Below are 25350 nucleotides of genomic sequence, written 5' to 3'. Positions count from 1 at the left end.
AACTCATTCCAGATTACTCATAATTATTTCAATCTACTTTCCAAGCTACACCTTTCATTGTAGATAAATACTTTCACCTCCATACTCCTGTAATAATTTAACTTGACATTATTAAATATGTTAATAAATTGATTGTTGCTGAACTTTTAAAACTCTTTTTGAAACGTTTACTAATGATGAAAATAAATATAATTTTTATTAAGGTTTTGATTTAAATAGTAAATTATCCAAATAGAGTCAATTTATATAAACTTTTTAATTAAATATACATGGATCACACTAGTGTTTTTCTTAAATACTTTGTGTTTTTATTATCATATTTTTTAACGTTTCTATCAATATTCAAGTGCACAATTTTTAATCGTTAACAGAAACCTTTTTTTATCTATATGCATAAATATTTTTTATGAACTTTTTAACATAAATCTATAACCGCTCTCTTAATACAGGTATTTTACCTATAAATAATTATTTTTTTAACAGAAAAAGTCTTTTATACTTACCTTTAAAAAGTTATAAAAGACTGATAAGAATTTAACCAATAAAACAAATAAAGAGAATGTTAAAGAAAAACTTTTTAACATTCTCCAAACTTAAAAATTAAATTTATTCTCAATTTTATACGTCTTAATCTTACGCTATAATGTAGTTTTACTTATAATTTCTTATTGACTTAAAGAATATCCAAACTCATTTTTCTGCGTGGCTTAGGAAAAGCCCCCTCTAATCTATCTAAATTTTCTTCAGATAAAATAATAGATCCAGCTTTAGCATTTTCTATTACATGTTCTCGCTGTACAGCCTTTGGAATTGCTATTACATCCCCAGAACGAATGCTCCAGGCTAAAATTATTTGTAAAGGCTTTACATTATGTTCTTTTGCTATCTCATTTACTATCGGATCATTTAATAATTGTCTTCTTAAAATCCCTCCCTTGGCAATTGGACAGTACGCCATAAGAGGCATATTACGTTCTCTCTGCCAAGATAATAAATCAAATTCAATACCTCTAGAACCTAAATGATACAACACTTGATTAGTGATGCAGTTCTCTCCATTTGTATAATTCCATAATTCTTCCATGTCCTCAGTATCGAAATTTGATACTCCCCATCTTAGGATCTTTCCCTCTCTACAAAGTCTTTCCATTCCCTCTATTGTTTCATCTAAAGGTACTCCGCCTCTCCAGTGTAATAGATATAAATCTGAATGGTCTGTACCTAACCTTTTCAAACTATTTTCACAAGCAGTAGCTATATTCCTTATGCCTGAATTGTGTGGATATACCTTTGATACCAGGAATACTTTATCCCTAATTCCTTTTATCGCTTCCCCTACAACTAATTCAGCACCTCCCTCACCATACATTTCTGCTGTATCAATCAAGGTCATTCCTAGCTCTATTCCTAACTTTAGTGCATTGACTTCCTCATCTTTATCTTGTAGTCCTTCTCCCATATACCATGTACCCTGTCCTAATGCCGGCACAGATGTCCCATCTGCTAACCTTACTACTCTCTGCTCATTTATACTTCTAATCTGCTCTATTTCATCTTTATTTAATAGTCTCATAATTCACCAATCCTCCCTTTAAACATTAAATGTATAACTTTATTATCATACTTTCTAAACACTGCAACAATGTTCAGGTGCACAATTATTAACCATCAGCAGTTGTATATTTTCATTCATATGCATTAAAAATCTATATAAAAATAGCCCAGTATCAAATACCGAGCTATTTTTACAATTTTATCCTTTTAGTTCTGGTACAATATTAGGTGGTGTTTCTCCTAATACCGCTTTAACAAGATTTTTAGCCGCCACCATTGCCATATCAGAACGAGTCTTTTCTACTGCTGAGCCTATATGTGGTAATGTAATTACATTTGGCAACTTAAGAAGTAGATTTTGAGAATCTATCGGTTCTAACTCATAAACATCAAGACCAGCTCTAAATATATTATTATTCTGAAGTGCTTCAATTAGTGCCTTTTCATTTACAGTTTCTCCTCTAGAAGCATTTATAAAAACAGCTGTTGTTTTCATCATATTAAATTCCTCAAAATCAATATAATGATATGTATCTTTAGTAAGAGGGGTCATTAGTACAATAAAATCAGATTTTTGTAAAAGCATTTCAAAATCACAGTATTCTACCCCTAACCTATTCTCTATATCATGCTTTCTATTTCTATTATAATAAAGGACCTCCATATCAAAACCTAGCTTTGCTCTTTTAGCTACAGCCTCCCCTATTCTACCCATCCCAATTATTCCAATAGTTGAATGATGTACATCTACTCCAAAAAGATTTTTTTCGTCTTCCGGTTTCCAATTTCCCTCTTTTACGTATTTGTCTAATTCGCTAATTCTTCGAGCTGATGATAAAATCAGACCAAATATTAAATCTGCTACTGTATTATCTAAAACTTCCGGAGTATTAGTTCCTATCACATTGTGTGCCTTCATTTCTTCTATGTCAAAGTTATTATATCCAACAGAAACATTACTAACTACCCTTAACTTTTTTGCATGGTCTAACAGTTCTTTATCAATCTTTAGTGCAGATAACAGTACCCCTTCTTTATCGACAAGCTTATCTAATAATTCTTCCCTTGATATTTTTTCCTTACCACTCCATTTCTCATAATCACAAAACTGACCTATATAATCCTCTACTTCCTTGGGAATTTCTTTTGTAATATATACTTTAGGCTTTGCCATTTCTTCTCCCCCCAATCTTTCTATCCGATGACTACCCGCTCTAATACTTCCTCTTCTCAAAGAGAAAGTAAAGAGCGGCTACGTCCCTGGATTCGTTCAACTAAGAACCAGATGGGGTTGAAACTCCATCTGATTCAAGTTTCCACTTCATAGCTCTATTATTTCAAGATCATCTGGAACTATTATATTTCCCTTAAAAAATTCTCTTCCCTCTTCTGTATATAATTTCTTTCTGTCTACTATATTTTTGTCTTCAGTATGATACATAATTATATTTTTTACATTTAATTTAGCTGCCGTTTCACATGCATCTTTAACAGTAGCATGATGTTTTTCATAGGGTTTAAAAATATCTCTTTGTGAATATAGACAAAAAGCTTCATGAAGAAGATAGTCAGCATTATTAGCGTATTCAAATAATTCTTCTCTATAAGGCTCATCCCCTAAGAAAGTTAGTTTTTTTCCATTCTCCAAAGTTGTACTAAAGCCAAATTGAAGCTGCTTCGTACTTCTGATATCAAAAAACTCTATATTCCAATCTAGTATATCAGTTTTATATTTATCATATATTTCATTGAATATTATTCTATTTCCAATATACTTATTAAACTTTTTCGCTAAAAGTAGATCCGCTATAGTTTTTATAGCCTCTATGTTTTCCTTGTGACAATATATATTTAATATTCCATCGTACTTATCATTTATAATCCTTTGAGCTACTGCTCGAATAATCCATACTATCCCAGTAATATGATCATTATGTCTATGAGATATAAAAACATGATGAATCTTATCTATATTTATGTTTAACTTTTCAAGATTTGCCAGTACAGTGTTTCCTCCACCTGTATCTATTAAAAAGTGTTCTTCTCCATTTGTAATTGTAAAACATGTGTTATAACACTTTGTAACCATTGCACAGCCTGTACCTAAAATATTAATCGACTCCATATTTACCCTCCAATATACTAATAGCTTATACCTAGTTCCATTTCATAATATTTCAATAGGAGGACTATGTCAATATTTTAGTCTATATCACCCAAAACAAAATCACTGTAATGTGCATATGTACAAAACATGCTGTTATTACTAATCAATCTTTGTGCATATGAATATTGAATGCTCCCTAAAAAAACATGATAATAAAGCCATAAGTAATTTATTTATTTTAGGAAGAATTTTCATGTTTAGAGGAGTTTTCACACCAATGGTAACCATTTTTGATGAAAATGGTAATTTTGATAAAGAGTCTAACAGATTTATGATTGAAAAATTAATTTCCGATGGAATTTATGGAATATGCTTATTAGGAACTACTGGTGAGTTTTTCAATATGTCTTTTGAGGAAAAAGCAGAATATATAAAATTTGCTTCTGAAACTATTAACGGAAGAGTTAAATTGATCGTTGGAGCTGGCAGCAATAATATAAAAGAAGCTATAGCATTAACAAAATGTGCAGAAGAAAATAATGCTGATGCAATTCTTGCTTTACCTCCATTCTATTTCAAATTAGATGACAATCATGTTTATGAATATTTCGCAGCTATAGCTAAGAACACTAAATTACCTATAGTATTATATAATATTCCTAATAATACTAATGTAAGTTTATCTGCAGACCTAATATTAAAGTTAGCAAATAACTTCGAAAACATTGCTAATGGTGGTGTAAAAGATACTACTCCAGCATTAAGCAACGTAAGAAACTTTGTTGAGAGAGTTAAAAAAGTTCATAAAAACTTCTCTGTTTACTCAGGAATTGATGAATATCTAATTCCTAACTTAATGATAGGCGGCGACGGAATCATAGGAACTCAAACTAATACACAAGCAAAATTATTAGTTGATACTTTCAAAGCATTTGATGCTAAGGATTTTGACAAGCTATTAAGTAATCAACAAGAAATAAATAGAATTATGGCTGTACGTGAAATGCCAGGAAACAACATATTGTCAACAAAAACTGCTGTTTCTATAGCTTTAGGTCTAGATTTCAACACATCTTTAAGATATTATAATATAACTAGTGATGAAAATACTAAAGAAAGAATCAAGAACGTTGTAAAACCTTCTTAATTCTAATTATAAAAAAACGTTTACCATATGTATTCGATAAATACATTTAGTAAACGTTTTTTTATAATATCCTCTCTAATAAATGCCTATTAACTTCCACCATAACATTCCTATACCTAGCCAAATTATCAAATGAACTATTGACATAATAAAACCTACTTTCCACCATTTTTTCTGTTCAACATATCCAGCTGCAAAATATACACTTCCTTGGGCTACGCCATAATGAGTGAATTCCTTCCAAGGATACCACTCCTGTAGAAACAATTATAATTAGTCCTAATACTGCAACAGATGTTGAGTCTAACTTTATCCAACTTCCAAAAACCACAACTACTGTAAATACAAAAATCATTATCTTTTCAGATTTTTTCACCTTGCCCAGTTCCTTTAATTTTTTATCCATAATTTCATTGACATTATCCATTTCTTTTATATCTGGCGGACATACTAGATATATAACTAATGGTATAACTATAAAGCTTACCAAAGAAGGAACTACCCCTAATAAAAGCCAGTTTCCAAAGGTTATATTATCACTTACTCCTAAAGCTTTAGCCGTAGATATAGCCAGTAGATTCACCGCTGAAGATGTCATGAAGAAAGAGCAAGATATCAGATTACTATAATTACTAATCCTGCTATAATTGATATAACAAATGGAACTACCTTTATATTAGGTTTTAGTTGAATTTCTTCTATTTCTGATTTATTACTTATCATTTTTCATCTTCTCCCATCCTTGTGGAGTTAGCATTCTAGAATATGTTTAAAGCCGTCCGAGTAATCGGACGGCTTTAAACATATTCTAGGATATTTTATATTATTTATATCAAACTTTATATTATCTATACCAAATCTTATCTAACCATACATGGTTTCTTATTGTCAAACTTCCATCCTGGAATTAAGTATTGCATTGCCATAGCATCATCACGTGCACCTAAACAGTGTTTATTGTATAATTCATGTGCTTTAGCTACTTGATCCATATCTATTTCTATACCTAGGCCTGGTTTTTGAGGTATAGATACCCAACCATCAACAATTTGTAATGGTTCCTTAGTTAAACGATCTTGGCCTTCCTGCCAGATCCAGTGTGTATCAATTGCAGTTACTTGTCCTGGAACTGCTGCTGCTGTATGAGTAAACATAGCAAGTGATATATCAAAGTGATTATTTGAGTGTGATCCCCAAGTTAATCCCCAGTCATTACATGTTTGACCTACACGAACTGAACCTTGCATTGTCCAGAAGTGAGGATCTGCTAGAGGAATTGTTACTGATTGTAATGAAAGACTGTGTACAAATTGTCTCCAGTCAGTTGCAATCATGTTTGTAGCAGTTGGTAAGCCTGTTGCTCTTGTGAATTCTGCCATTACTTCACGACCTGAGAAACCACCTTCAGCTCCACATGGATCTTCTGCATAAGCTAAAATACCATGCATATCTTTACATAATCTTATAGCATCTTTTAATAACCATCCACCATTTGGATCAAGAGTTATACGAGCTTTTGGGAAACGCTCATGTAGTGCTTTTATAGCCTCTATTTCCTCTTCTCCTCTTAATACTCCACCCTTTAATTTAAAATCTTCAAATCCATAAAGTTCATGTGAAGCTTCTGCAAGTTTAACAATTGCTTCTGGAGTCATAGCTTCTTCAGTACGTACACGATACCATTCTTTAGAAGCACCTTCTCCACTTAAGTATGGAAGATCAGTCTTTTTACGATCTCCTATATAGAATAGGTATCCTAACATCTGCACCTTATCTCTTACCTGTCCTTCACCAAGTAACTCAGCAACTGGAACATTTAAGAATTGTCCTAGTAAGTCTAACATAGCAGATTCTATAGCTGTTACAGCATGAATAGTTATACGTAAGTCGAAAGTTTGTAATCCACGACCACCAGCATCTCTATCAGCAAAAGCTTCTCTTACTTTTCTAAGAACTTTATTATAAGTACCAATTGATTGTCCAATTACTAATGACTTAGCATCTTCTAATGTTTTGCGTATTCCTTCACCACCTGGTACTTCTCCAAGACCAGTATTTCCTGCACTGTCCTTTAAAATTACGATATTACGAGTAAAGAAAGGTGCATGAGCTCCACTTAAGTTAAGTAACATACTATCATGACCAGCAACTGGTATAACTTGCATCTCAGTAACAACTGGTGTGCCTTGTCCAATATTTTGTAAATTATTCATAAACTTAACCTCCATTTAGATGTTGTATAAATTATTTAATTTAGAATATTATTTTTTAAGTTAAAGTGTTGACAATAACAACGTTTACTCAATAGAACTTTTAAACAGTTGATATTCATTAATTAATGTTTTTTTCTTTGTTTCTATGTTCTTATTATCATATTTTTAACAATATAAAACAATATTCAATTGCACAAATATAAGGAGTTGTCAGTTATTGCTTTTTAGTTATATGCATAATAAGTCGTTTTCTATAGGAATCTTTTTTATGCTAATTTGATACATAAAATCAGTTTGATATCTATCACGCACAACAAAAGAACATTTTAAGGATGGGCACGAAGCACTTATCCTTAAAATGTTCTTTTTTACCTTATTTGTCTTCATAAATAAAACTCTTTATCATATTATATATAAAATACTTAATGCAAATATAAGCTAAACAAGCTTTTGATTCATAACATCTAATAAGTTCAACTTTTCAATTCTGCTTCTTATTTCTTCTCTATTAATAGAATATAATCCTGTTTCCTGCATTCTCTTAAAATATTCTGCTCCTGCAAATGTGTATCTATTTCTCCTACCTTCCTTAGTCATCATTTTGTAATTTGCGTAAGCAATAATATCACCAATAGCAGTAGTCTTAGGAAGTGTTAGAGGAGGCATACCTAAACAATATCGTACAGCATTGTGCCCTGCTAAACTTCCGGTGCAGATAGCTTCTGCTTGCCACAACAAACTGTAAGCATTATACAAAATATAACAGTTAACTTTTATAAGGAATTATATAAGGATTTAGATGAGCCTACTGTAGGAAACCGTATAGAAAAGCAGCGAATGATTATGAATTTATCTCAAAGAGATTTAGCAAATGTTACAGGTGTTTCAAGTTCAACAATTGAGGATTATGAATCTTCCAGAGTTTCCCCTTCACCTAATGCTCTACTCAAAATGTCTAAAGCGTTAAGAAAGCCTTTAGAATGTTTCTATGATGATTACTATAAATTTATATTCTCTGATTTTAAATCTATAATTAAAAATTGGAGAATACAAAATAATTTAACTTTGTGGCAGTCTGGTAAACTAACTGGTATAGAATATAGGACCATTAGAAAATGGGAAAATGGAAAAATTATAAATAGAACATACTTTGAAAAAATAATAAAATATCTGTGATTATAGATGTTCCTATTGTTAACAAAATCAATGTTTACACTTAGCTTAGCGATGTTAGCCTATTAAATAATCTAATTGCTATATAAATTACTTAATAGAATAATGTACTTAAATTGATTATTAGTATAAAATTAAGTAAGGTATACTACTATTTTAGTTTACCTTACTTAATTCTAATAAATTCATCGACTACAGAGCCTGTAATCTTAATAATCAATAACATACTATTGCTTACATTGCTCATAATTATTGATGGCATTAACATGAATTAATTTCAATTTATTTATGAATCATCTTTGCAAATAAAGCCAGTATTCCCGATGTAATAAGGGGTCCTACGGGCACTCCTCTTAAAAAGGCTGAAGCCGCAACTGCTCCTATTATCATGGCAGGCATAACATCGCTATGTCCCTGAACAGTAAGATATTTCAAGCCTTGTCCACTTAAATATGCTGTTAAAAACTAAAGAACTAAAGCTGCTATACCTATTCAGGATGTAACTACGCTTTTTATATTTTCTACTGCAATGCTGCCATTTGCAATAGGTATCATTATGGCAGCTATAAGGAGTATAAGTCCCCATGTCATTCCGCTTTTTTCTATAGACGGATACACATATCTGTCCAAACCTAAGAGTTTTAGCATAAATAAAACACATGTAGCAATAGCAACTGAATTAGCTTTGCCAAATATGGCAACAGCAAGAATCAGCAATAAAATGATAGTAGAACTCAAAACAAATCATCTCCTGAATATGCCTCCAGAAGAATGATGTAGGTATACTTATCCCGACTATATCGGCACAATTTTTATGGAATAACCATTTATCATACATTTAGCATACAATATCCACTTCTTGATGTCTTTCTTACCGTTATATTGTGTCTAACAATTCTTCATTCAAGCTTCCTGTTCTATAGCCTTGCATATCTAGTGTCACATATCTATATCCAAAGCTTTTTAATACTCTCGATATAACCTCAAATAAATTATTATTAAATAACTTAACTATATCATCCTTTGGAACTTCTATCCTTGCTAAGTCTCTATGATTTCTAACTCTTACTGCTCTAAAACCTAAATCTATTAAGTATTTTTCCGCTCTTTCAATTCTGTCAAGTTCATCTACCTTAATTTCTTCATTATACGGAATTCTTGATAATAAACATGCATAAGAAGGTTTGTCCCAAGTTTGAAGTCCTAACACCTTAGAAAACTCTCTAACTTCAGCCTTTACTATACCATTTTCCAAAAGTGGACTTTTTATACTAAGTTCCTTTAAAGCTCTAAGACCCGGCCTATAATCCTTAGTATCATCTAAATTAGTACCATCTATAACATGTTTAAATCCTTCTTTTTCTGCTACTTCCTTTATTTTTGTAAAAACAGCTATTTTACATAAGTAACATCTATCTAAAGGATTAAATTTTATTTCATCAATAATCACTGGTACCTGTAAAAGTTCATGTTTTATATCTATTTCTTTTGCTGCTATTTTTGCCTCTTCAATTTCCCACTTAGGTATATATGGCGCTACTACTGTTAATGCTAATGCTTTTTCTCCTAGTGCTTCCTTTGCTGCTTTAGCTACAAAGGTACTGTCTACACCACCTGAAAATGCAACAACTACACTTCCTAATTCTTTTAAATATTTAATTAAGTTTTTGTATTTTATGTTCTCTATCATTTATTTTACCTCCCTTAACATCATTCCTTATTTTAATTGCAATGATTAATACTTTATAGATTTTAAAATTTTAAATAAAATTAGTAAAAACAATACCCCAATAATAGCAGATACAATGTATCCCACTACATTAGAAACTCCTGCTAAAGAATAACTCTGCATTACGGCATTAAAGCTAAAGCCTTTTTGGATTCCTTGTGGCACATACCCTAACATTTGTTTTAATTGCTGCTTATTCCACTCACCCCAAGCGGTGCCAGATGCTAATACCCCTAAAGGACTTAAACAAATAAGTGCAACAATAAGGATACATATAGGACTTGTTTTAATATCCTTGTCCTCATATATAGTCCCAGCTGATATCTTTTTAATATAAGCATATATCCCCATTGTAATTAAACCTTCTAACACCCCTACCACTAATAAATGGGGCAACATCATAGCTGGAATGGCTATCTTTAGAGGATATGGACAATAAAGTGGCAACCCAGCATTATCCCTAAATAATATAGGTTGAATACCAAGCATAAAACCCACGGACAGCGCAGCTATATTAATTGATATATACGATGCTATAAAAGCTGCAATATACTCACCTTTTATTGTTCTTACTCTATTTTTTATAATTCTAAAAATAAAATATCCAACAAACGGCATTATAAATGCCATATTGAAAGCATTAACTACAAAGGTTAGTATTCCACCATCTCCAAAAAAAAGAGCCTGTATTAACAAAGCAGTGGTAATAGATATCATGGCTGCATAAGGGCCTAATAAAATTGCCACTAATGTTCCTCCTACAGCATGACCTGTAGTTCCTCCTGGCAGAGGAACATTAAACATCATAATTAAAAATGAAAATGCTGCACAAACTCCCAACATAGGTATTTTTTTTCTGCTTATATCTTCTTTTATCTTAATTACAGCTTTTCTCCATAGTGAAACCATACCAGCTCCTATTACTACACAAGTAGATGGACTTAAATAGTTATCGGGAATATGCATAATTATACTCCTCCAATTAAAAATTTACCTCTTATATCCTAACGTTTCTGAAATTTTAGTAACAGCTTCTTTAACGTCTTTTGCAATAAACTGTAATTTTTCATCACTCATCCTACTAGCTGGCCCCGCTATACTAGCAGAAGCTACTACTTCACCTTTATAATTCATGATAGGTGCTGCAACACATTTTAACCCAACTTCTATTTCTTCGTTATCTATACAATATCCCCTTCTTCTGATTTCATTAAGTTCTACTTTTAATTTATTCAAATCTGTAATAGTATTTCCTGTGAATGGTGTGAATTTCAAATCCTTAGTGATGTTATCAACCTGATCCTCAGGCATAAAGGCTAACATTGCTTTTCCTACTCCAGTACAATACATAGGAGCTCTTTTTCCTACCTGTGAGTACATCCTGATTGCGCTTCCACCTTCTACTTTATCTATATATATTATCTCACTTCCATCTCGTATTGCCAAATGAGCAGTTTCCTGATATTTGTCTACCAACTCCTTTAAATAAGGAAGTGAGTTTATTCTCAAATCCATATCATCTTCAACCAATCTTCCCTGTTCAAAAAGCTTTATTCCTAACTTATACTTGCCATTTTCTAAATTTTGTTTCAAATAGCCTCTACTCTCAAGTGTAGAAAGAAGCCCAAATGTAGTGCTTTTATGCAAATCTAATCGATTTGCAATTTCTGTAACTCCTAATTCTTTGTCCCTTTTCGAAAAACACTCCAATATCTGCAGAGCTCTATCCACAGATTGAATTAAATTTGATTTACTTTTTCGCATTTTATTCATGTTTCTCCTTTCTTATTTATGACCTCCATGATGGTCATGCATATGATGTTCCTGCCACATTTTATTTCTCCATTTGTCTCTTAATGCTTCTACTAACTTATGGGCTAATTCTTCTTTTGATGTGCCTTGTTTCAATGATTCCATAATAACCCCCATACCTATTTTAACCTCATCATTAGGTCCTGGCAACGCAATAATTAATGTTTGACCTACTTGCCCAACTCCTATTCTTACACCTTCTTTTTCATGTCTTCCTGTTCCTTTTTTAAATTTTACAATATAAGGTGTAATAGCATCCTGATCTAATTTTAAAATAGCTTCCACAGTCTTATCTTTATCCTCGGCTCCCACTCCACCAGTAGTAATTATTATTCCATATCCATAATTTGTAGCCTGCCTTAACTTACCAGCAATTAATTCTAGATCATCATCTAAAATATCTCCAACGCTGACATTGTACCCATGTTCTGTTAACATATTTTTAATGAATGGTGTGTTAGTATCCTCTATCATTCCTCTTTTTACTTCAAAACCAGTAGGAAATACCACAACCCTTTTTGCAATAGTCTCTTCAATTTTAACAGCTATCTTATGCGTTTTTTCTATAACCTCTTTTGCATCCTCTTCATCTAGCCCAATCATGCCTAGTATTCCTGCAGAATGTATATCTGTATCCTCGAAAATTTCAAATCCTTCTATGTGTGATAATCTACATAAAAGTTCTTTCTTTTTACCAAATACAGATTTTGATTCTAATTCACGTTGTAGAATATCTAAAGTAATGTGAGTATCTCTTACATCTACCACCAATACCTTATCTCTAGGTATATTTAATACTTCTGCTGTAACTTCTGATACCTGTGTTAAATTTACATTATCTAATTTAATATTATTAATCCAAAGTTCTGTTTTCTCCAATAAATTTAAATCCATTGTAAATCACCTACCATTGTTATATTTTTTTCCAACATATCTATTAGCTGACTCTTTTACTATATCATAGACTTTTTTAAGTGGTATATCATATTCTCTAGCTTTAGCACTACATTCTGAATACTCAGGAGATATATTTAAAACTTTACCTCTATGTTTTGCTATCTTAACTGAAATTTTTCCCAAATCCGTATTAATTTTTTCAATTTTATATGGTATCACATATTTGTCAAATTTAAAGACCTTTACTCCAATAGTAGTGGTTTCTTCAAATATAACTTTTAATATTTTATCTAGATTATTATGTTGTCCGGTAACACAAAGTATATTAGCAGCCCTATTTTTTTTCATATAGATAGGCTGTAGAAATAGATCCCTTGCTCCTACAGAAAATAATCGCTCTGATATATACTCATAAAATTGGGGATTCATATCATCAATATTAACCTCTATCTTAATAGCTTCACCATTTTTAATAAATTCCTGCTCTAAAGTATTTTCTTCCTTGTTGTTTGCTAACTCTCCAATACAAACTCTAAGTAAATTAGGTATTTCCAAATCTCTAGTTCCTGCACCATAGCCACAAGTTTCAATATTCATATTGGGGATTTTTCCAAATTCATCGCAAAGTGTAGTAATAATAGCTGCTCCTGTTGGTGTCACAAGCTCCTTTTCGATTCCTTTGGAATACACTTCAACTCCTTTTAATAGCTCAATAACAGCAGGTGCTGGTAATGGTATTATTCCATGCGCACATTCTACAAATCCTGTACCTACATGTATAGGGGAAGAATATACCTTTTCAACTCCCAATAAATTCATTCCAATAACAGAGCCACATATATCTATAATTGAATCTAAAGCTCCTACTTCATGAAAATGTATAGACTCCACTGTAGTATTATGAACTTTAGCCTCTGCTTCAGCTAGTCTAGTGAATACTTGAATTATTCTTTCTTTTACCTCAGGATTCAGTTCGCTTTCCTCTACAATAGCTTTAATATCACTTAAATGTCTATGAACATGCTCTTCTTTAACTATAACGTTTACTTTTGTACAACATATACCACGTTTCATTACTTTTTCTGCTTCTAAGTCAAATGGTATTCTAAGTTTCATAAGTTCCTCTTTTAGAACATTCAACTTTAGACCATTATCTACCAATGAACCTAAAACCATATCTCCACTTATTCCTGCAACACATTGAAAGTAAGCAATTTTCATAAGATATTCCTCCTATTATTTTTCCTTTAGAGGTATTTTTATTACATATGAATAGCTATATTTTACTATAACCTTATTAATATACTAACAAGGTTATAGCAAAATATACCTAAAAAACATCTCTATTAGCTTCTGTAATTATTAATTCTATTTTTGTTTACTTAGCTCATAGGCTACGTTGATAATCATATCTTCCTGTCCACCTACAGTTTTCCTTTTACCCATTTCCATTAAAATATCTCTTGTATCAACTTTAAATCTTTCTGAGGCTCTTAATGCATGTAATAAGAAACTACCATATACTCCAGCATATCCTATACTTAAAGAATTTTTATCTATAACTTGTGGACGTACCATGTGAGGCACTACTACATCATCTGCAACATCCATAATTTTATATAAATCTACACCTGTTTCATAGCCTAATTTAGTTAAAACCGCTATTAAAACTTCAAGTTGTGCATTTCCAGCTCCTGCACCTATTCCTTTACAAGTGCCATCAACTATATCAGCTCCTGCTTCTATGGCTGCTAAAGTGTTTCCAATAGCTAGTCCTAGATTATTATGTGCGTGATGTCCTATTGGTAAACCGGTAGCTTCCTTAACTGCTTTTATTCTTGCTGCTATTTCATTAGGAGTTAAAGCTCCAGCTGAATCTGTTACATAAATAGCGTCTGCACCATAACTAGCAAATTTTTTAGCTTGTTCTACAATTTTGTCAACTTCCGCCATATGTGACATCATTAAAAATCCTATAGCTTCCATTCCTATGCTTTTTGCAAATTTTATATGTTGTTCTCCTACATCTGCTTCTGTTACATGGGTTGCAACTCTAACTACTTTAGCTCCATAATGATGTGCAACCTTTAAGTCTTCTATTGTTCCTATTCCGGGAAGTAAAAGCACATCTAACTTAGCATTTTTTAAAACCTTTGAAACTGCTTTTATATACTCTTCATCAGTTGCTCTTGCAAATCCATACTGATAGGAAGAACCTCCTATTCCATCACCTTGACCTATTTCAATAGTATCTACCCCTGCTTCGTCTAACCTTTGTGCAATTTCAGCCATAATCTCTGGAGTAAATTGATGGCTTACTGCGTGCATACCATCTCTTAATGTAGTATCTACAATTCTAATTTTTCTTTTCATTTCAAATTACCTCCCTGCTCGTTCATTCAATAATCTTTGAGCTATCTTATCTGCTGCTTTTACTGCTGCTGATGTTATAATATCAAGATTACCTGCATACTTTGGTAAATAGTCTCCTGCTCCCTCAATCTCTACCATTGCTGTAACCTTGTCTCCATCTATAATTGGTGGAAGTTTCAATGTATAACCTGGTACATATTCCTGTACCTTTTTAACCATTTTTTCTACTGCTTCTCTTATGGCATTTTCATCTGGATTTTCAACCTGAGTATATATGGTATTTCTCATCATTAAAGAAGGTTCTGCTGGATTCAATATGATAATGGCTTTACTTTTGTCAGCTCCTCCTACCTTTATAAGTGCACTTGATGTAGTTTCTGTAAATTCATCAATGTTTTGTCTTGTTCCGGGACCTGCACTTTTACTAGCAAGTGTAGCTACAATCTCTGCATACTTTACATTTGCTACTTCATTAATTGCTGCAACAATAGGAATAGTTGCTTGCCCTCCACAAGTGACCATATTAATGTTATCACTCTCAAGGTTTTTCTCAAGATTTACCGCAGGAACAACATAAGGTCCCACTGCAGCAGGTGTTAAGTCTATAGCAATCTTCCCATCTTTTTTTAATAAAGGTGCATGCATTTGATGTGGCTTAGCTCCTGTTGCATCAAAAACAATATCTATGGATTTGTTTCCTAATATAGCCTCTATTCCTTTAGACGAAGTATTGTATCCTTCCTTAGCTGCTAATTTTAATCCTTCTGATTCAGCTACTATACCAGTAATTGTATCTAACTGGATATACTTGCTTCTCATTAATTTGTACATTAGATCCATACCAATGTTTCCTGGGCCAATAATTGCTGCTCTAATTTTTTCTGACATTTAAAAATCATCTCCTAAAATATTTTGTTATTATTCAAATACTGCTTTTACTCTTCCTAATCTATCAAAGGTAGCAGTAAATACACACTTTTCATCAAATTCATAAGCCTTAGTAAGTGAACCGGATAAAATAATCTCACCAGGCTTTAAAGAAATACCATATTCACCCAACTTATTTGCCAACCACGCTACTGCTATAGCTGGATTTCCTAACACCTCAGCTCCCGCTGCAGTATCAATAACCTTGCCATTCTTTTCAAGTACCATACCAATATGTTTTAAATCTAAGTCTTTTACTGATACCAGATTACTTCCTAGTACAATCATCGCACTAGACGCATTATCTGCTACAGTGTCCTGTATTTTTATTTTCCAGTCTTTTACTCTACTATCAACAATTTCAAATACAGGCATAACTCCCTCTGTGGCTTGAAGAACTTGTGCTACTGTAACTCCCGGTCCTTTTAACTCATCTTTAAGTATGAAACCAATTTCTGCTTCAATTTTAGGTTTAAGGAATGAGGATATTTTTATAGGTACTTCCTCTTCTCCTACCATATTGTCTAATATATGTCCATAATCTGGCTCTGGTACTCCAAGCATCTGCTGCATTCCTTTGCTTGTTAGGCCAATTTTCTTTCCTACAATTCTATATCCTTGCTGAACTTTTCTTGCTATGTTTTCAATCTGGATTTTATATGCATCATCTGTTGTTATATCTGGATATACATCTGTTAATGCTGTAATTGGCTGAACTTTTTCTTCAGCCTCATATAAAGCTGCTGCAGCTTCTTTTATTTGTTCTTGATTCACGATATTTTCCTCCCTTTCACAGGTATTTTAAAGCTTAATTATAATAAGATTATCATATGAATACATTATTATACTTTTTTGTTCTAAACTATCAAACACTGTTCTGATAAGTCTTTAAAAATTAAAGGATATCCATTTTCATATCCAATAAAGGTGCATCTACAATTTGTTTTCCTATACATAATGTATCTATTCCAAGTTTTACGTACTCTGGTACATCTTTAATTTTTACACCGCCTGAATAAGCTACCTTAACTTTGTTTCTACTATTTGTACTTTCTAGTGTTTGTATGCACTCTATGGCATCTTCTACTTTTCCTGTATCGACCATAAGTACATTTGCTCCTCCTTCAAGAGCTTCTATTGTTTCCTCTTTGATACTCTTTTCTACCCCTCTTAGCTGGATAACTTTAGTATGCTCTCTTAAAACACTAGCAGCCTTTAGAGTTTCACTAATACTTCCAAATATTTTTACATAGTTTTTATCTAAGTACATGAATGGAGGTTCACATATTCTGAAATCTCCTCCTCCAATGCTAACAGCTTCTCTAATTAGACCTTTTATTTCTTCCGGCATTTTTTTCCAAGAACCACTTACAATGCTAATTTTGCCTTCACTAGCAGTAACAGCTCTGTTTGTTGCTGTAGCTATTCCAGATGCTTTAGCCATCTTACCCATAATAACATTTTCTGCTGCGGTAAGTTGTTTTGGTCCACCTGAAAACTTTGCTATCATATCGCCTGGATTTACTCTTTCTCCATCTTTTGCTAGAAACTCAATTTCCAAACCTATTTCTTTGAGCCTATCTTCTACATGTTTACTTCCTGCCAGAATTCCTTCCATTTCTATTGTAATCTTAGCCGTAAATTTATTATCAATAACAGGTTGTAGAACTAGATCTACTATATCTATTGCTGTATTATTTTCCATATAAGTTTTCCTCCCATATACTCAAATAATTTTTTATTTGAACTAGAGATTTATTCTTTATTTTAGCTTAAATCTCTAATTCATACAAATTATTTATTCCTATACTGTTTTTTCTACAGATACTTCTGTCACTTCTATTACTTTTTTTTCTTCTTTAAAGTCATTTGCTTCCACCAATAGTGAAACAACCACTCCGCCTATAATTGCCAACAATGGCGCACTAATTTTTAGAACAGTTATATTGCTCATTGCAATGACTAGTGCAAAGAATGCTCCATACTTAAACTTTTTCACTGAAAAAGCATCATGAAATGCACTATATAATACATTAATCATAGCTAACCCTGCAACTATATTTGTTAATGCGGCAGGTAAAGCTGCAACAAATGCTAGAGCTATACTAGCAACAATTCCAAAGAGTGCAAATAGAACTCCATTTACAACGCTAGCTACATAACGTCCTTGCTTATTTTCTCCAGCCTCTTCACTAGCACAAATAGCTGTCATAGGGCCTGCTATATTAGCATTATGACCTCCAAAGAAGGCTGTAATCATACTTCCAATACCACTTACCATAGTCATGGCATTAATAGGTGCCTTATATCCTTGTGCCATTAAAACTCCTGCTGCCTGAGCATTTTCTGAACCTATAATTAATATTGCAAGTGGAATTGATACTGATAAGGTTGCCCCCAGACTGAATTGAGGCATTATAAGGTGAGGCGCAATAAATTTAAAGCTTGCAGCTTTAAAGCTTAGTGAACCATTTACAGCTGCAGCTGTTATACCTAACACCAATGCACCTAATACCGGTGGTATCTTTTTAGTTAACTTAGGTATTATAAAGAAACCAACTAATGTTAGTAATCCTACTACTGGAGCTTGCTGTGTAGATGTAATAATTCCGGTACCGAATCTTATCATTGCTCCTGCTATCATAGCCATAACTATAGGTAGAGGAAGCCATCTCATTACTTTTCCGATTAATCCTGAAAAACCTAGTAGAAGTACTATAATACCTGCAATAAAGTATGCTCCTGCTGCTTGATAAATATCATAACTTTTAAGTACACTAACAATCATAACAACCGCTGGAATATTAAATGCACCATTTATTGGCTGCTTATATCTTAAAGCCAAATATATACTAACTAGTCCACCTATAAAGTAAATTGAAAATAACCAGGAAATGGACTGTACATGAGTTAACCCACCGTCTGTAGCTGCTTTAATTACTAATAGTGCAGGACCTGTGCAGCCAAAGATGGCTGCTACAGAGCCTGCTGTTATTGTATTACCATTAAGGTATTTCGGTAAATCCCTCAGCCCTTCCATCATTCCATAACCCTTTTCAAAACGCGATGCTTTTTCTTCTTTTCTTATCTCCATAATTTCCCCCACATCCTATTATTTATCCATTCACTATCAGTCATAAGCCTCCCAACTCTACAATAAAAAGTTAACGTCTGTTCCGCAATGGACTGATTCAAATAACACTCAGATGGGTTTAAAACTCCATCTGAGTGAAGTTTTATTTTATCTCGCTTCGAAGATTTTTATAACTACAAACTAAGGTTACTTTACTCTATTTGGATCAATTCCTCTTTGTTTTAACCATTTTGGAAGAAGTTCTTCATCTACTCTCTTGCTTACAACCGGAGCTTTTTCTTTTAACAATTCCGCAAGGCTGCTACTTACATTCAAGCCTGCTCCTGCACCATCAAAAATAAGTACTTTGTCAGTTTTTGTAACATTATAAGCAAATTTCATAGCTGTATCTAAGCTATCCGCAATCACAGCATGTTCCATGTATGTTAGATTCTGCGAATCCTTGTTCATAAGATCTGCTTGTTCACGTCCTACAACTATTGTTGGTGTGTGAGCAGCGAAGAATGCACTTGGGTATCCTCCCCATGCGTAGTTATGAACAACCATTTTAATTGCTGAATTTATTGGAGGTATACTATCTAAAAGTGGCTTACCATTTCTACCGTAAGCAGCCTCTGTATACCATGTATAAGGTGGCATTGGGCATTCATCCAAATCAAATAAATCTCCATTAGCCCCAACAACGTTTGCATAGATTACGCCTGCCGCAAATACATATGGAACTGGGCATGGGAAATCTAGTCCAATAATACACTCATCAATTTCACCTAGAAGTGTCATGATCTTTCCATAGTATTTTAATCCTTCAACAGTTAATCTATCATTCAAAGCGAATAAGTTATTGTCCGCATCTACATTAACCACTCCAGCTGGAGACATATTTAAAAATGCTGCAAAAGCAAATTTGCTCTGAACGAAATCTGAATTAAAAATACATCTTGCTGTAAAGTTAGCACCTCTTGGTCCTAAGTTTTGATGATAAGTTGAACGTGTTTCAATTCTAGCATAGGACATACCGAAAGGCTTAACAGCTCTATCCACCTGTCTATGGAAGTGAACTTCTCTAACGTCACTATTATGAACGTGAACTACCCAATCCGCATCATATATTGCTTTTATTCCATAAAGAGTCCCTATTTCAGTCTCAATAGCAATACCTTCATCTATAGGAGCCACACCTTTTACTTTCCCTTGAAAATACTTGTCTAATCCAAAAGATTTAATGTATTCTTCTGTTTCTCTGAAGCGCAGACCTACACCAGCTCTTAATCTTATATTCTTTGTACCAGTTTTTCTCTCAATTACATCCCTTACTGTTCTAATAAGTTCCGCATATGGTTCTCCACCTAGTAATGTAAATCCATGGTGAGAAGCACATATATTAACTGAATCTTCCGACTTAATCTTACTCATATCTATATTTTCTAATACCTTTTCAGCAGCCTCTTTTACAGCTTCTATCCCCTTATCACTTGGGAAAATAACATCTGGGGTATCAGGGAATAATTCTTTTAATAATAGAGAAGTCATTTCTGGATAATCTGCCATTCTTTTAGTAACAAATTCTGGCGGAACTCCATATTGAGATTTTCTTGGTTGCATTGGTATAAAAGGTTTACGCATATTATATTTCCTCCTCTTCTGATGTTTTAGCATTAGCTAATTCTTCTAATAATTTAATATCTCCATCAAAGTAGAACCCTGATTTAGAGTATTTTTCTTTTGTTTCCTCAGGAATATCCCATAGAGTTGGAGTTAAGCCATACCACTGATATCCATCTGGTCTTTCCGGTGTTATTCCTGCAGCTTTTAACATTCTAAGTACTGGTTGAATACATTCAACAGAGCATCCGGTTCTAATTCCTGTTTCCAAGGATATAGTTTCCGGAGTATGTGAACCCTTTAAAATAGCTGCAGCAACTTCCTGTGCTCTTGTTTCTGTACAGTAACAAAGAATTTGCTCTGGATTGAAATTAGCTTTTCTGCAAAGCTCGTCTACTTTTTTCATATCTAAACCCTCTAAGCTTACACTTACTTTTAGAGGTTCTTCTCTTTTAACTAGCTCAATTGCATAAACAGGACAGCGTTGTTCGCAGTTTCCGCAAGCACGGCACATATCTGCATTTATCACAGCTTTTCTATTCTCCATATTGATAGCTAGTGTAGGGCAAACTTTTGCACAAGTCTGACAACCAATACATTTGTCGTTATTTACTTTTGCCAGTAATGTTACTAGTTTCATCTTTCTACCTCCAAAATAATAATATTATTGTTTATAAAATTGTGCTTGATAATTCTTCTGGTTAACTTGAAAACTACAAAGCATCTCGTTCTGCATAGTCGTACGTCGTTCTTGAAAACATCTAAAAAAATATTTTTATTCTTGAAACGTTTTCCTATATACTAAATAAAAATATTGATGTGCTGCAATGTCGTACATCGTTTTCATATTTTATTAAATTATTTATGTTTTTATTGTAGTAAATTAGCCTTCTCATGTCAATGTTCGCGATTCTTTTTTACTTAAGTATTTTTTTCAACAAATTTCAATATTTTAAAAGATTATTTACAAGATATCTTGATTCTAAATAATAAAAATATTATTTAATTTAATACTTTTTAACTTAACAAAAATCTAATTAGAATTTTTTATTAATCGTTCTATATTGTCGCACGACGTTCTGTATATTATGCATAACTCTATTGTAATCAATTATCTTTTGCATGTCAATAATCGATTTCATTTTTTATTCAGGTAGTTTCTATGCACTAAATAAAAAATAATTAGCTATGTTATAATTTATTAATAATACTTGCAAGATACCCTGCTCCAAAGCCATTATCAATATTTACAACACTTATCCCACTAGCACAGCTATTAAGCATGGAAAGTAATGCCGTCAGCCCTCCAAAACTTGTTCCATAACCAACGCTTGTCGGCACTGCGATAACAGGCTTATCTACTAGGCCTCCTATAACACTAGCAAGTGCACCTTCCATTCCAGCAATTACAATAATTACTTTTGCTCCTCTTATAAGCTCTAATCTATTGAATAATCTATGTATACCAGCTACGCCAACATCAAACACTTTCTCTACTCGATTTCCAAATATTTTAGCTGTTTCAACGGCCTCTTCTGCTACCGGAATATCTGATGTACCCGCAGTAATCACAGCGATATATGAATCCATCTCCTTTACTTCTTTTCTTTTTATAATTATTGTTTTAGATAATTTATTATATTTTGCATCTGGACAAATTTCCTTTATAGCTTCATACATCTCCACTGTCGCTCTAGTTCCTAAAATATTGTTTTCCTTAGTTAACATAAAGCTTACGATCCCTTTTACTTGATCCACTGTCTTTCCTGCACAATAAATTACTTCAGGATATCCAACCCTTATCTCTCTATGGTTATCTATAACAGCGTATCCTAAATCCTTAAAAGGCAAATCCTTTAATTTTTCCATTCCATATTCAATGCTTATATTTTGCTCTTTTATACCTTTTAATAACTCTCTTAACTCTTTTTCATCCATTTCATCCACCTCTTTTTAAAAATATGATAAAGTTATTTAGTCATAATTATAACATAATATAATAGACATACAACATCGTTCTAATAGGATATAATTGAAACAAAGCAAGAAGTATGTGGTATAGTGTAAATTCATATAGTATAATGTAAATTGTAGTAGATTAACCCTCATGTAATAGGGGGGAAGAAATTAAGTGTCAAAAATTAGAACTTCACTAAAATCTAAATTATTATTGTTTTTTTTAATTGTTTCATTAATACCACTAATAGTGTCATTACTTTTTCAATGCTTTTATTTTTACAATACAAATACCCAAAGCATTGAAAATTATGAGAGCGATATTGCTAAAACAAATACTCAAACTATAAACTTGTGGCTTAACAACTCGGTATCAACATTAACAACATTATATAAAAGTCACCCTGAATTTAAAAATGCTGATAAAGATAAGATAGTACCAATTCTTAAGGAAATACATAACAGCGATGCCGAGTCTGAATACTACTTTTTTGTAGATAAAGACGGCAATACCTTTATAGATAATGGTAAAACAACAAATATTGCTGATAGATCGTATTTCAAACAAGCTAAAGATACTAAACAAGTTTTAATAAGTGATGTTATAGTAAGCAGAACATCTGGAAACAAAGTCATAAACGTTGTTGTTCCAATAATCGATGATAGTGGTAATTTTCAAGGACTGATATGTGATGCTGTAAATATAATAACAGTAGAAAAAGTTATGAAATCTATAAAGATTGGACAATCTGGCTATGGATATTTAGTTGCTCAGGATGGGACTTTAATAACCTATCCAAATGAAAAACTTATAGGTAAAAACTTGGAAGACACCCTTATTAGAGCTGATCAACGTGATATTGTAAAGGATAAAGTTTATAACAATAACAAGGGTTCTATAAATTACTATGATATTTATGGCATAAGGAAACTTGCTTCTTTCGAAAAAATATCTCAAGCCAACTGGACATTAATTGTAACTGCTCCTTATAGCGAGATATATAACAATGTTGCAAGATCGGTATATATTTCACTTTCCATAATTTTAATTGCAATAGCATTTGTAATAACTATTTCGTTATTTGTATCAAGGTATATTTCTAACCCCATAATTAAAATATCAGATATTATGGATAAAGCTTCTAAAGGTGATTTAACTCAAAAACTAGAAATCAGAGACAAAGATGAAATAGGACAATTAATGGAAAATATAAACAAAACTTTCGGATCTCTTTCTAGGATAATTGGTAACGTAATTATAAAATCTAGGGATTTAGATATATCTGCGGAAAACTTATCTGCTTGCGCACAAGAAATTGCATCATCTTCACTGGGAGTTTCCATGGCAACTCAGAATGTTGCTAAAGGTTCCTATTATCAATCTCGAGACTTAAGTGAAATAATGAATATGATGGACAACTTTAGCAAATTACTTGATAAAATCTATAATTCCTTAAATCACGTTAAAGATAATAGCGACTTGACACAAAGCCTATCTCAGGATGGTAGTAACGAACTTAGTAAATTAAATTTGTCAATACAGGATATAACTGAATCCTTTGACAAGGTATGCAATAATATAAACACATTAGATTTTAATGTTAAAAAAATAGAAGAAATAACTGAGTTAATAAAGTCTATCTCCTACCAAACTAATTTATTATCATTAAATGCTTCAATAGAGGCTGCAAGAGCAGGCGAAGCAGGTCGTGGATTTTCAGTTGTGGCCCAAGAAATAGGACACCTTGCTGAACAATCCAGAAATTCAACAGAAAATATATCAAATATCGTAAAAGAAATACTTTTAAACATGTCAAATGTGGATATTACAAGTTCTAAAATGAAAGAAAAATTAATTTCTCAAATTGAAACTGTTGGCCATACTACTAAATCCTTTGAAGGAATATTGGATTCAGTATTTAAGACTGGTCCAAGTATTAACCAAGCACATTCTGACATAGATAATATGCTTAAGGATAAAGATATAATTATCAATAAAATGCAGTCTATTTCAGTAATCTCTGAAGAAACCACCTCTACTTCCGAGGAAGTTTCGGCTTCAGCTCAAGAAATGAATGCATCTACAGAAGAAATCTCAACAACAATACAAGAATTACGAAATGTGTCTAACGAGCTAATTAAAAGTGTAGCAGTGTTCAAGATTCAAGGTGATACCGAAAACTAACATAACTAATGCAAATATACAATTAGGAATTGAAATATAAGTTTTCAATTCCTATAGTTTATTTACTATACAAAAATATTAATAATATGCATTAGATTAACTACTGATTCATAATAACCGGCAAGCCTAATTTTTCTACACTATCCTCCACTTCTTTTTTGTCTATCGAATATATTCCTACTTCCTGGTGTACACAAGTATACTATACCGTACTGTACAAATTGAAATTGCATTACAACTTGAAGATATCTACAAGAAAATAGGAAGTTAAGCCCATTAAAAATTTTACAATTATTGTTTGTTCAGAAATCTCTTAAAGATTGAAATTTTTTAAAATTAATAAAAATTGTCATTAATAATTAAACATTAATAGAAAATGATGTTATTATAAATTTAACTTGTACTTGATATAAGCTATATTTAGCAATATGCATTAGATCTCGCAGTTAAAATATTAGGGAGATGAACTTATTCACCTCCCCACAATCGTATTATTAAAGTGGTTCTTTATAAAATGCAATATCATAAGTCCCTAAGCATACTTGGACAATTACTTTGCAACAATTCAAAACATAAATATG

Annotated in this window: 22 protein-coding genes and 3 pseudogenes; 3 read left to right on the top strand and 22 right to left on the bottom strand. The window is 32.4% G+C overall.

Annotated features, from left to right (window positions below; translation table 11 throughout):
- Positions 1-673: 673 nt before the first annotated feature.
- From CLMAG_RS03310 to CLMAG_RS03300, 3 genes are all read right to left on the bottom strand, one after another.
- Positions 674-1573, bottom strand: a complete 900-nt coding sequence (locus tag CLMAG_RS03310) for an aldo/keto reductase (protein ID WP_066617896.1) — start codon at positions 1571-1573, stop codon at positions 674-676.
- Between the two features lie 180 nt (positions 1574-1753).
- A complete protein-coding gene (locus CLMAG_RS03305) occupies positions 1754-2728 on the bottom strand; it encodes a 2-hydroxyacid dehydrogenase (RefSeq protein WP_066617894.1) in 975 nt (324 codons plus the stop codon).
- 147 nt (positions 2729-2875) lie between these two features.
- Entirely contained in the window at positions 2876-3679 is an 804-nt protein-coding gene (locus tag CLMAG_RS03300; RefSeq protein ID WP_066617891.1) for an MBL fold metallo-hydrolase, read from the bottom strand.
- 235 nt (positions 3680-3914) lie between these two features.
- Here CLMAG_RS03300 and CLMAG_RS03295 point away from each other — a divergent pair, with 235 nt between their 5' ends.
- Positions 3915-4808, top strand: coding sequence for a dihydrodipicolinate synthase family protein (locus tag CLMAG_RS03295; RefSeq protein WP_066617889.1), 894 nt, complete (start codon positions 3915-3917; stop codon positions 4806-4808).
- Between the two features lie 75 nt (positions 4809-4883).
- Here the strand turns inward: CLMAG_RS03295 and CLMAG_RS34865 are convergent, their stop codons facing one another.
- The 4 genes and pseudogenes from CLMAG_RS34865 to CLMAG_RS03280 form a co-directional block, all read right to left on the bottom strand.
- Positions 4884-5075, bottom strand: a complete 192-nt coding sequence (locus CLMAG_RS34865; protein WP_073393335.1) for an anion permease — start codon at positions 5073-5075, stop codon at positions 4884-4886.
- Positions 4987-5406: an anion permease gene (locus CLMAG_RS03290; protein ID WP_073393336.1), complete on the bottom strand. Its 420-nt coding sequence runs from the start codon at positions 5404-5406 to the stop codon at positions 4987-4989. Before CLMAG_RS03290 ends, CLMAG_RS34865 begins: the two co-directional genes overlap by 89 nt.
- Positions 5407-5668: 262 nt before the next feature.
- Positions 5669-7021 (bottom strand): glucarate dehydratase, encoded by a 1353-nt coding sequence (gudD, locus tag CLMAG_RS03285; protein WP_066617877.1) that lies wholly within the window; start codon positions 7019-7021, stop codon positions 5669-5671.
- 438 nt (positions 7022-7459) lie between these two features.
- A pseudogene (locus CLMAG_RS03280) lies at positions 7460-7744 on the bottom strand (FAD-dependent oxidoreductase); the annotation flags it as partial.
- A 3-nt stretch (positions 7745-7747) separates the two neighbouring features.
- Here CLMAG_RS03280 and CLMAG_RS03275 point away from each other — a divergent pair.
- Positions 7748-8197 carry a helix-turn-helix transcriptional regulator gene (locus CLMAG_RS03275; RefSeq protein WP_082831776.1) on the top strand — a complete coding sequence of 150 codons (450 nt, stop codon included), beginning with the start codon at positions 7748-7750 and terminating at the stop codon, positions 8195-8197.
- A 279-nt stretch (positions 8198-8476) separates the two neighbouring features.
- Here CLMAG_RS03275 and CLMAG_RS03270 read toward each other — a convergent pair.
- From CLMAG_RS03270 to larB, 15 genes and pseudogenes are all read right to left on the bottom strand, one after another.
- Positions 8477-8932: pseudogene (locus CLMAG_RS03270) on the bottom strand (DUF441 domain-containing protein).
- 19 nt (positions 8933-8951) lie between these two features.
- Positions 8952-9076, bottom strand: a pseudogene (locus tag CLMAG_RS33425) (IS1595 family transposase); the annotation flags it as partial.
- Entirely contained in the window at positions 9072-9884 is an 813-nt protein-coding gene (larE, locus tag CLMAG_RS03265) for an ATP-dependent sacrificial sulfur transferase LarE (protein WP_066617871.1), read from the bottom strand. The gene larE and the pseudogene CLMAG_RS33425, both read right to left, overlap by 5 nt.
- A 45-nt stretch (positions 9885-9929) precedes the next feature.
- Positions 9930-10889 carry a cobalt transporter CbiM gene (gene cbiM / locus CLMAG_RS03260; protein WP_066617869.1) on the bottom strand — a complete coding sequence of 320 codons (960 nt, stop codon included), beginning with the start codon at positions 10887-10889 and terminating at the stop codon, positions 9930-9932.
- Positions 10890-10913: 24 nt separating this feature from the next.
- Positions 10914-11687, bottom strand: a complete 774-nt coding sequence (locus CLMAG_RS03255) for an IclR family transcriptional regulator (RefSeq protein ID WP_066620318.1) — start codon at positions 11685-11687, stop codon at positions 10914-10916.
- 21 nt (positions 11688-11708) lie between these two features.
- Complete coding sequence (locus tag CLMAG_RS03250) at positions 11709-12629, bottom strand: molybdopterin-binding protein (protein WP_066617867.1); 921 nt, start codon at positions 12627-12629, stop codon at positions 11709-11711.
- A gap of 6 nt (positions 12630-12635) precedes the next feature.
- Positions 12636-13853: a nickel pincer cofactor biosynthesis protein LarC gene (larC, locus tag CLMAG_RS03245; RefSeq protein ID WP_066617865.1), complete on the bottom strand. Its 1218-nt coding sequence runs from the start codon at positions 13851-13853 to the stop codon at positions 12636-12638.
- 147 nt (positions 13854-14000) lie between these two features.
- Positions 14001-15005 carry a 4-hydroxy-2-oxovalerate aldolase gene (gene dmpG / locus CLMAG_RS03240; RefSeq protein WP_066617863.1) on the bottom strand — a complete coding sequence of 335 codons (1005 nt, stop codon included), beginning with the start codon at positions 15003-15005 and terminating at the stop codon, positions 14001-14003.
- 6 nt (positions 15006-15011) lie between these two features.
- The gene (locus CLMAG_RS03235; protein WP_066617856.1) at positions 15012-15893 is read right to left on the bottom strand and encodes an acetaldehyde dehydrogenase (acetylating); all 882 of its coding nucleotides are present in this window, start codon (positions 15891-15893) and stop codon (positions 15012-15014) included.
- Between the two features lie 30 nt (positions 15894-15923).
- Entirely contained in the window at positions 15924-16706 is a 783-nt protein-coding gene (locus CLMAG_RS03230; RefSeq protein WP_082831775.1) for a 2-keto-4-pentenoate hydratase, read from the bottom strand.
- Positions 16707-16827: 121 nt separating this feature from the next.
- Entirely contained in the window at positions 16828-17637 is an 810-nt protein-coding gene (locus CLMAG_RS03225; protein ID WP_082831774.1) for a beta/alpha barrel domain-containing protein, read from the bottom strand.
- A gap of 99 nt (positions 17638-17736) precedes the next feature.
- Complete coding sequence (locus CLMAG_RS03220) at positions 17737-19026, bottom strand: benzoate/H(+) symporter BenE family transporter (RefSeq protein WP_066617854.1); 1290 nt, start codon at positions 19024-19026, stop codon at positions 17737-17739.
- Positions 19027-19212: 186 nt separating this feature from the next.
- A complete protein-coding gene (locus tag CLMAG_RS03215; protein WP_066617852.1) occupies positions 19213-20649 on the bottom strand; it encodes a hypothetical protein in 1437 nt (478 codons plus the stop codon).
- Position 20650: 1 nt separating this feature from the next.
- Positions 20651-21268, bottom strand: coding sequence for a 4Fe-4S binding protein (locus CLMAG_RS03210; RefSeq protein WP_066617849.1), 618 nt, complete (start codon positions 21266-21268; stop codon positions 20651-20653).
- Positions 21269-21819: 551 nt separating this feature from the next.
- A complete protein-coding gene (gene larB, locus CLMAG_RS03205) occupies positions 21820-22566 on the bottom strand; it encodes a nickel pincer cofactor biosynthesis protein LarB (protein ID WP_066617846.1) in 747 nt (248 codons plus the stop codon).
- A gap of 193 nt (positions 22567-22759) precedes the next feature.
- Here larB and CLMAG_RS03200 point away from each other — a divergent pair, with 193 nt between their 5' ends.
- Positions 22760-24769, top strand: a complete 2010-nt coding sequence (locus CLMAG_RS03200; RefSeq protein WP_066617843.1) for a methyl-accepting chemotaxis protein — start codon at positions 22760-22762, stop codon at positions 24767-24769.
- Positions 24770-25350: the final 581 nt, after the last annotated feature.

The sequence above is a fragment of the Clostridium magnum DSM 2767 genome (genome assembly GCF_001623875.1).
In the GTDB taxonomy this organism is placed as follows: Bacteria; Bacillota; Clostridia; order Clostridiales; family Clostridiaceae; genus Clostridium_AM; species Clostridium_AM magnum.
Note: the sequence above shows the minus strand (reverse complement) of the source record. Positions and strands in the feature narration are given on the sequence as shown.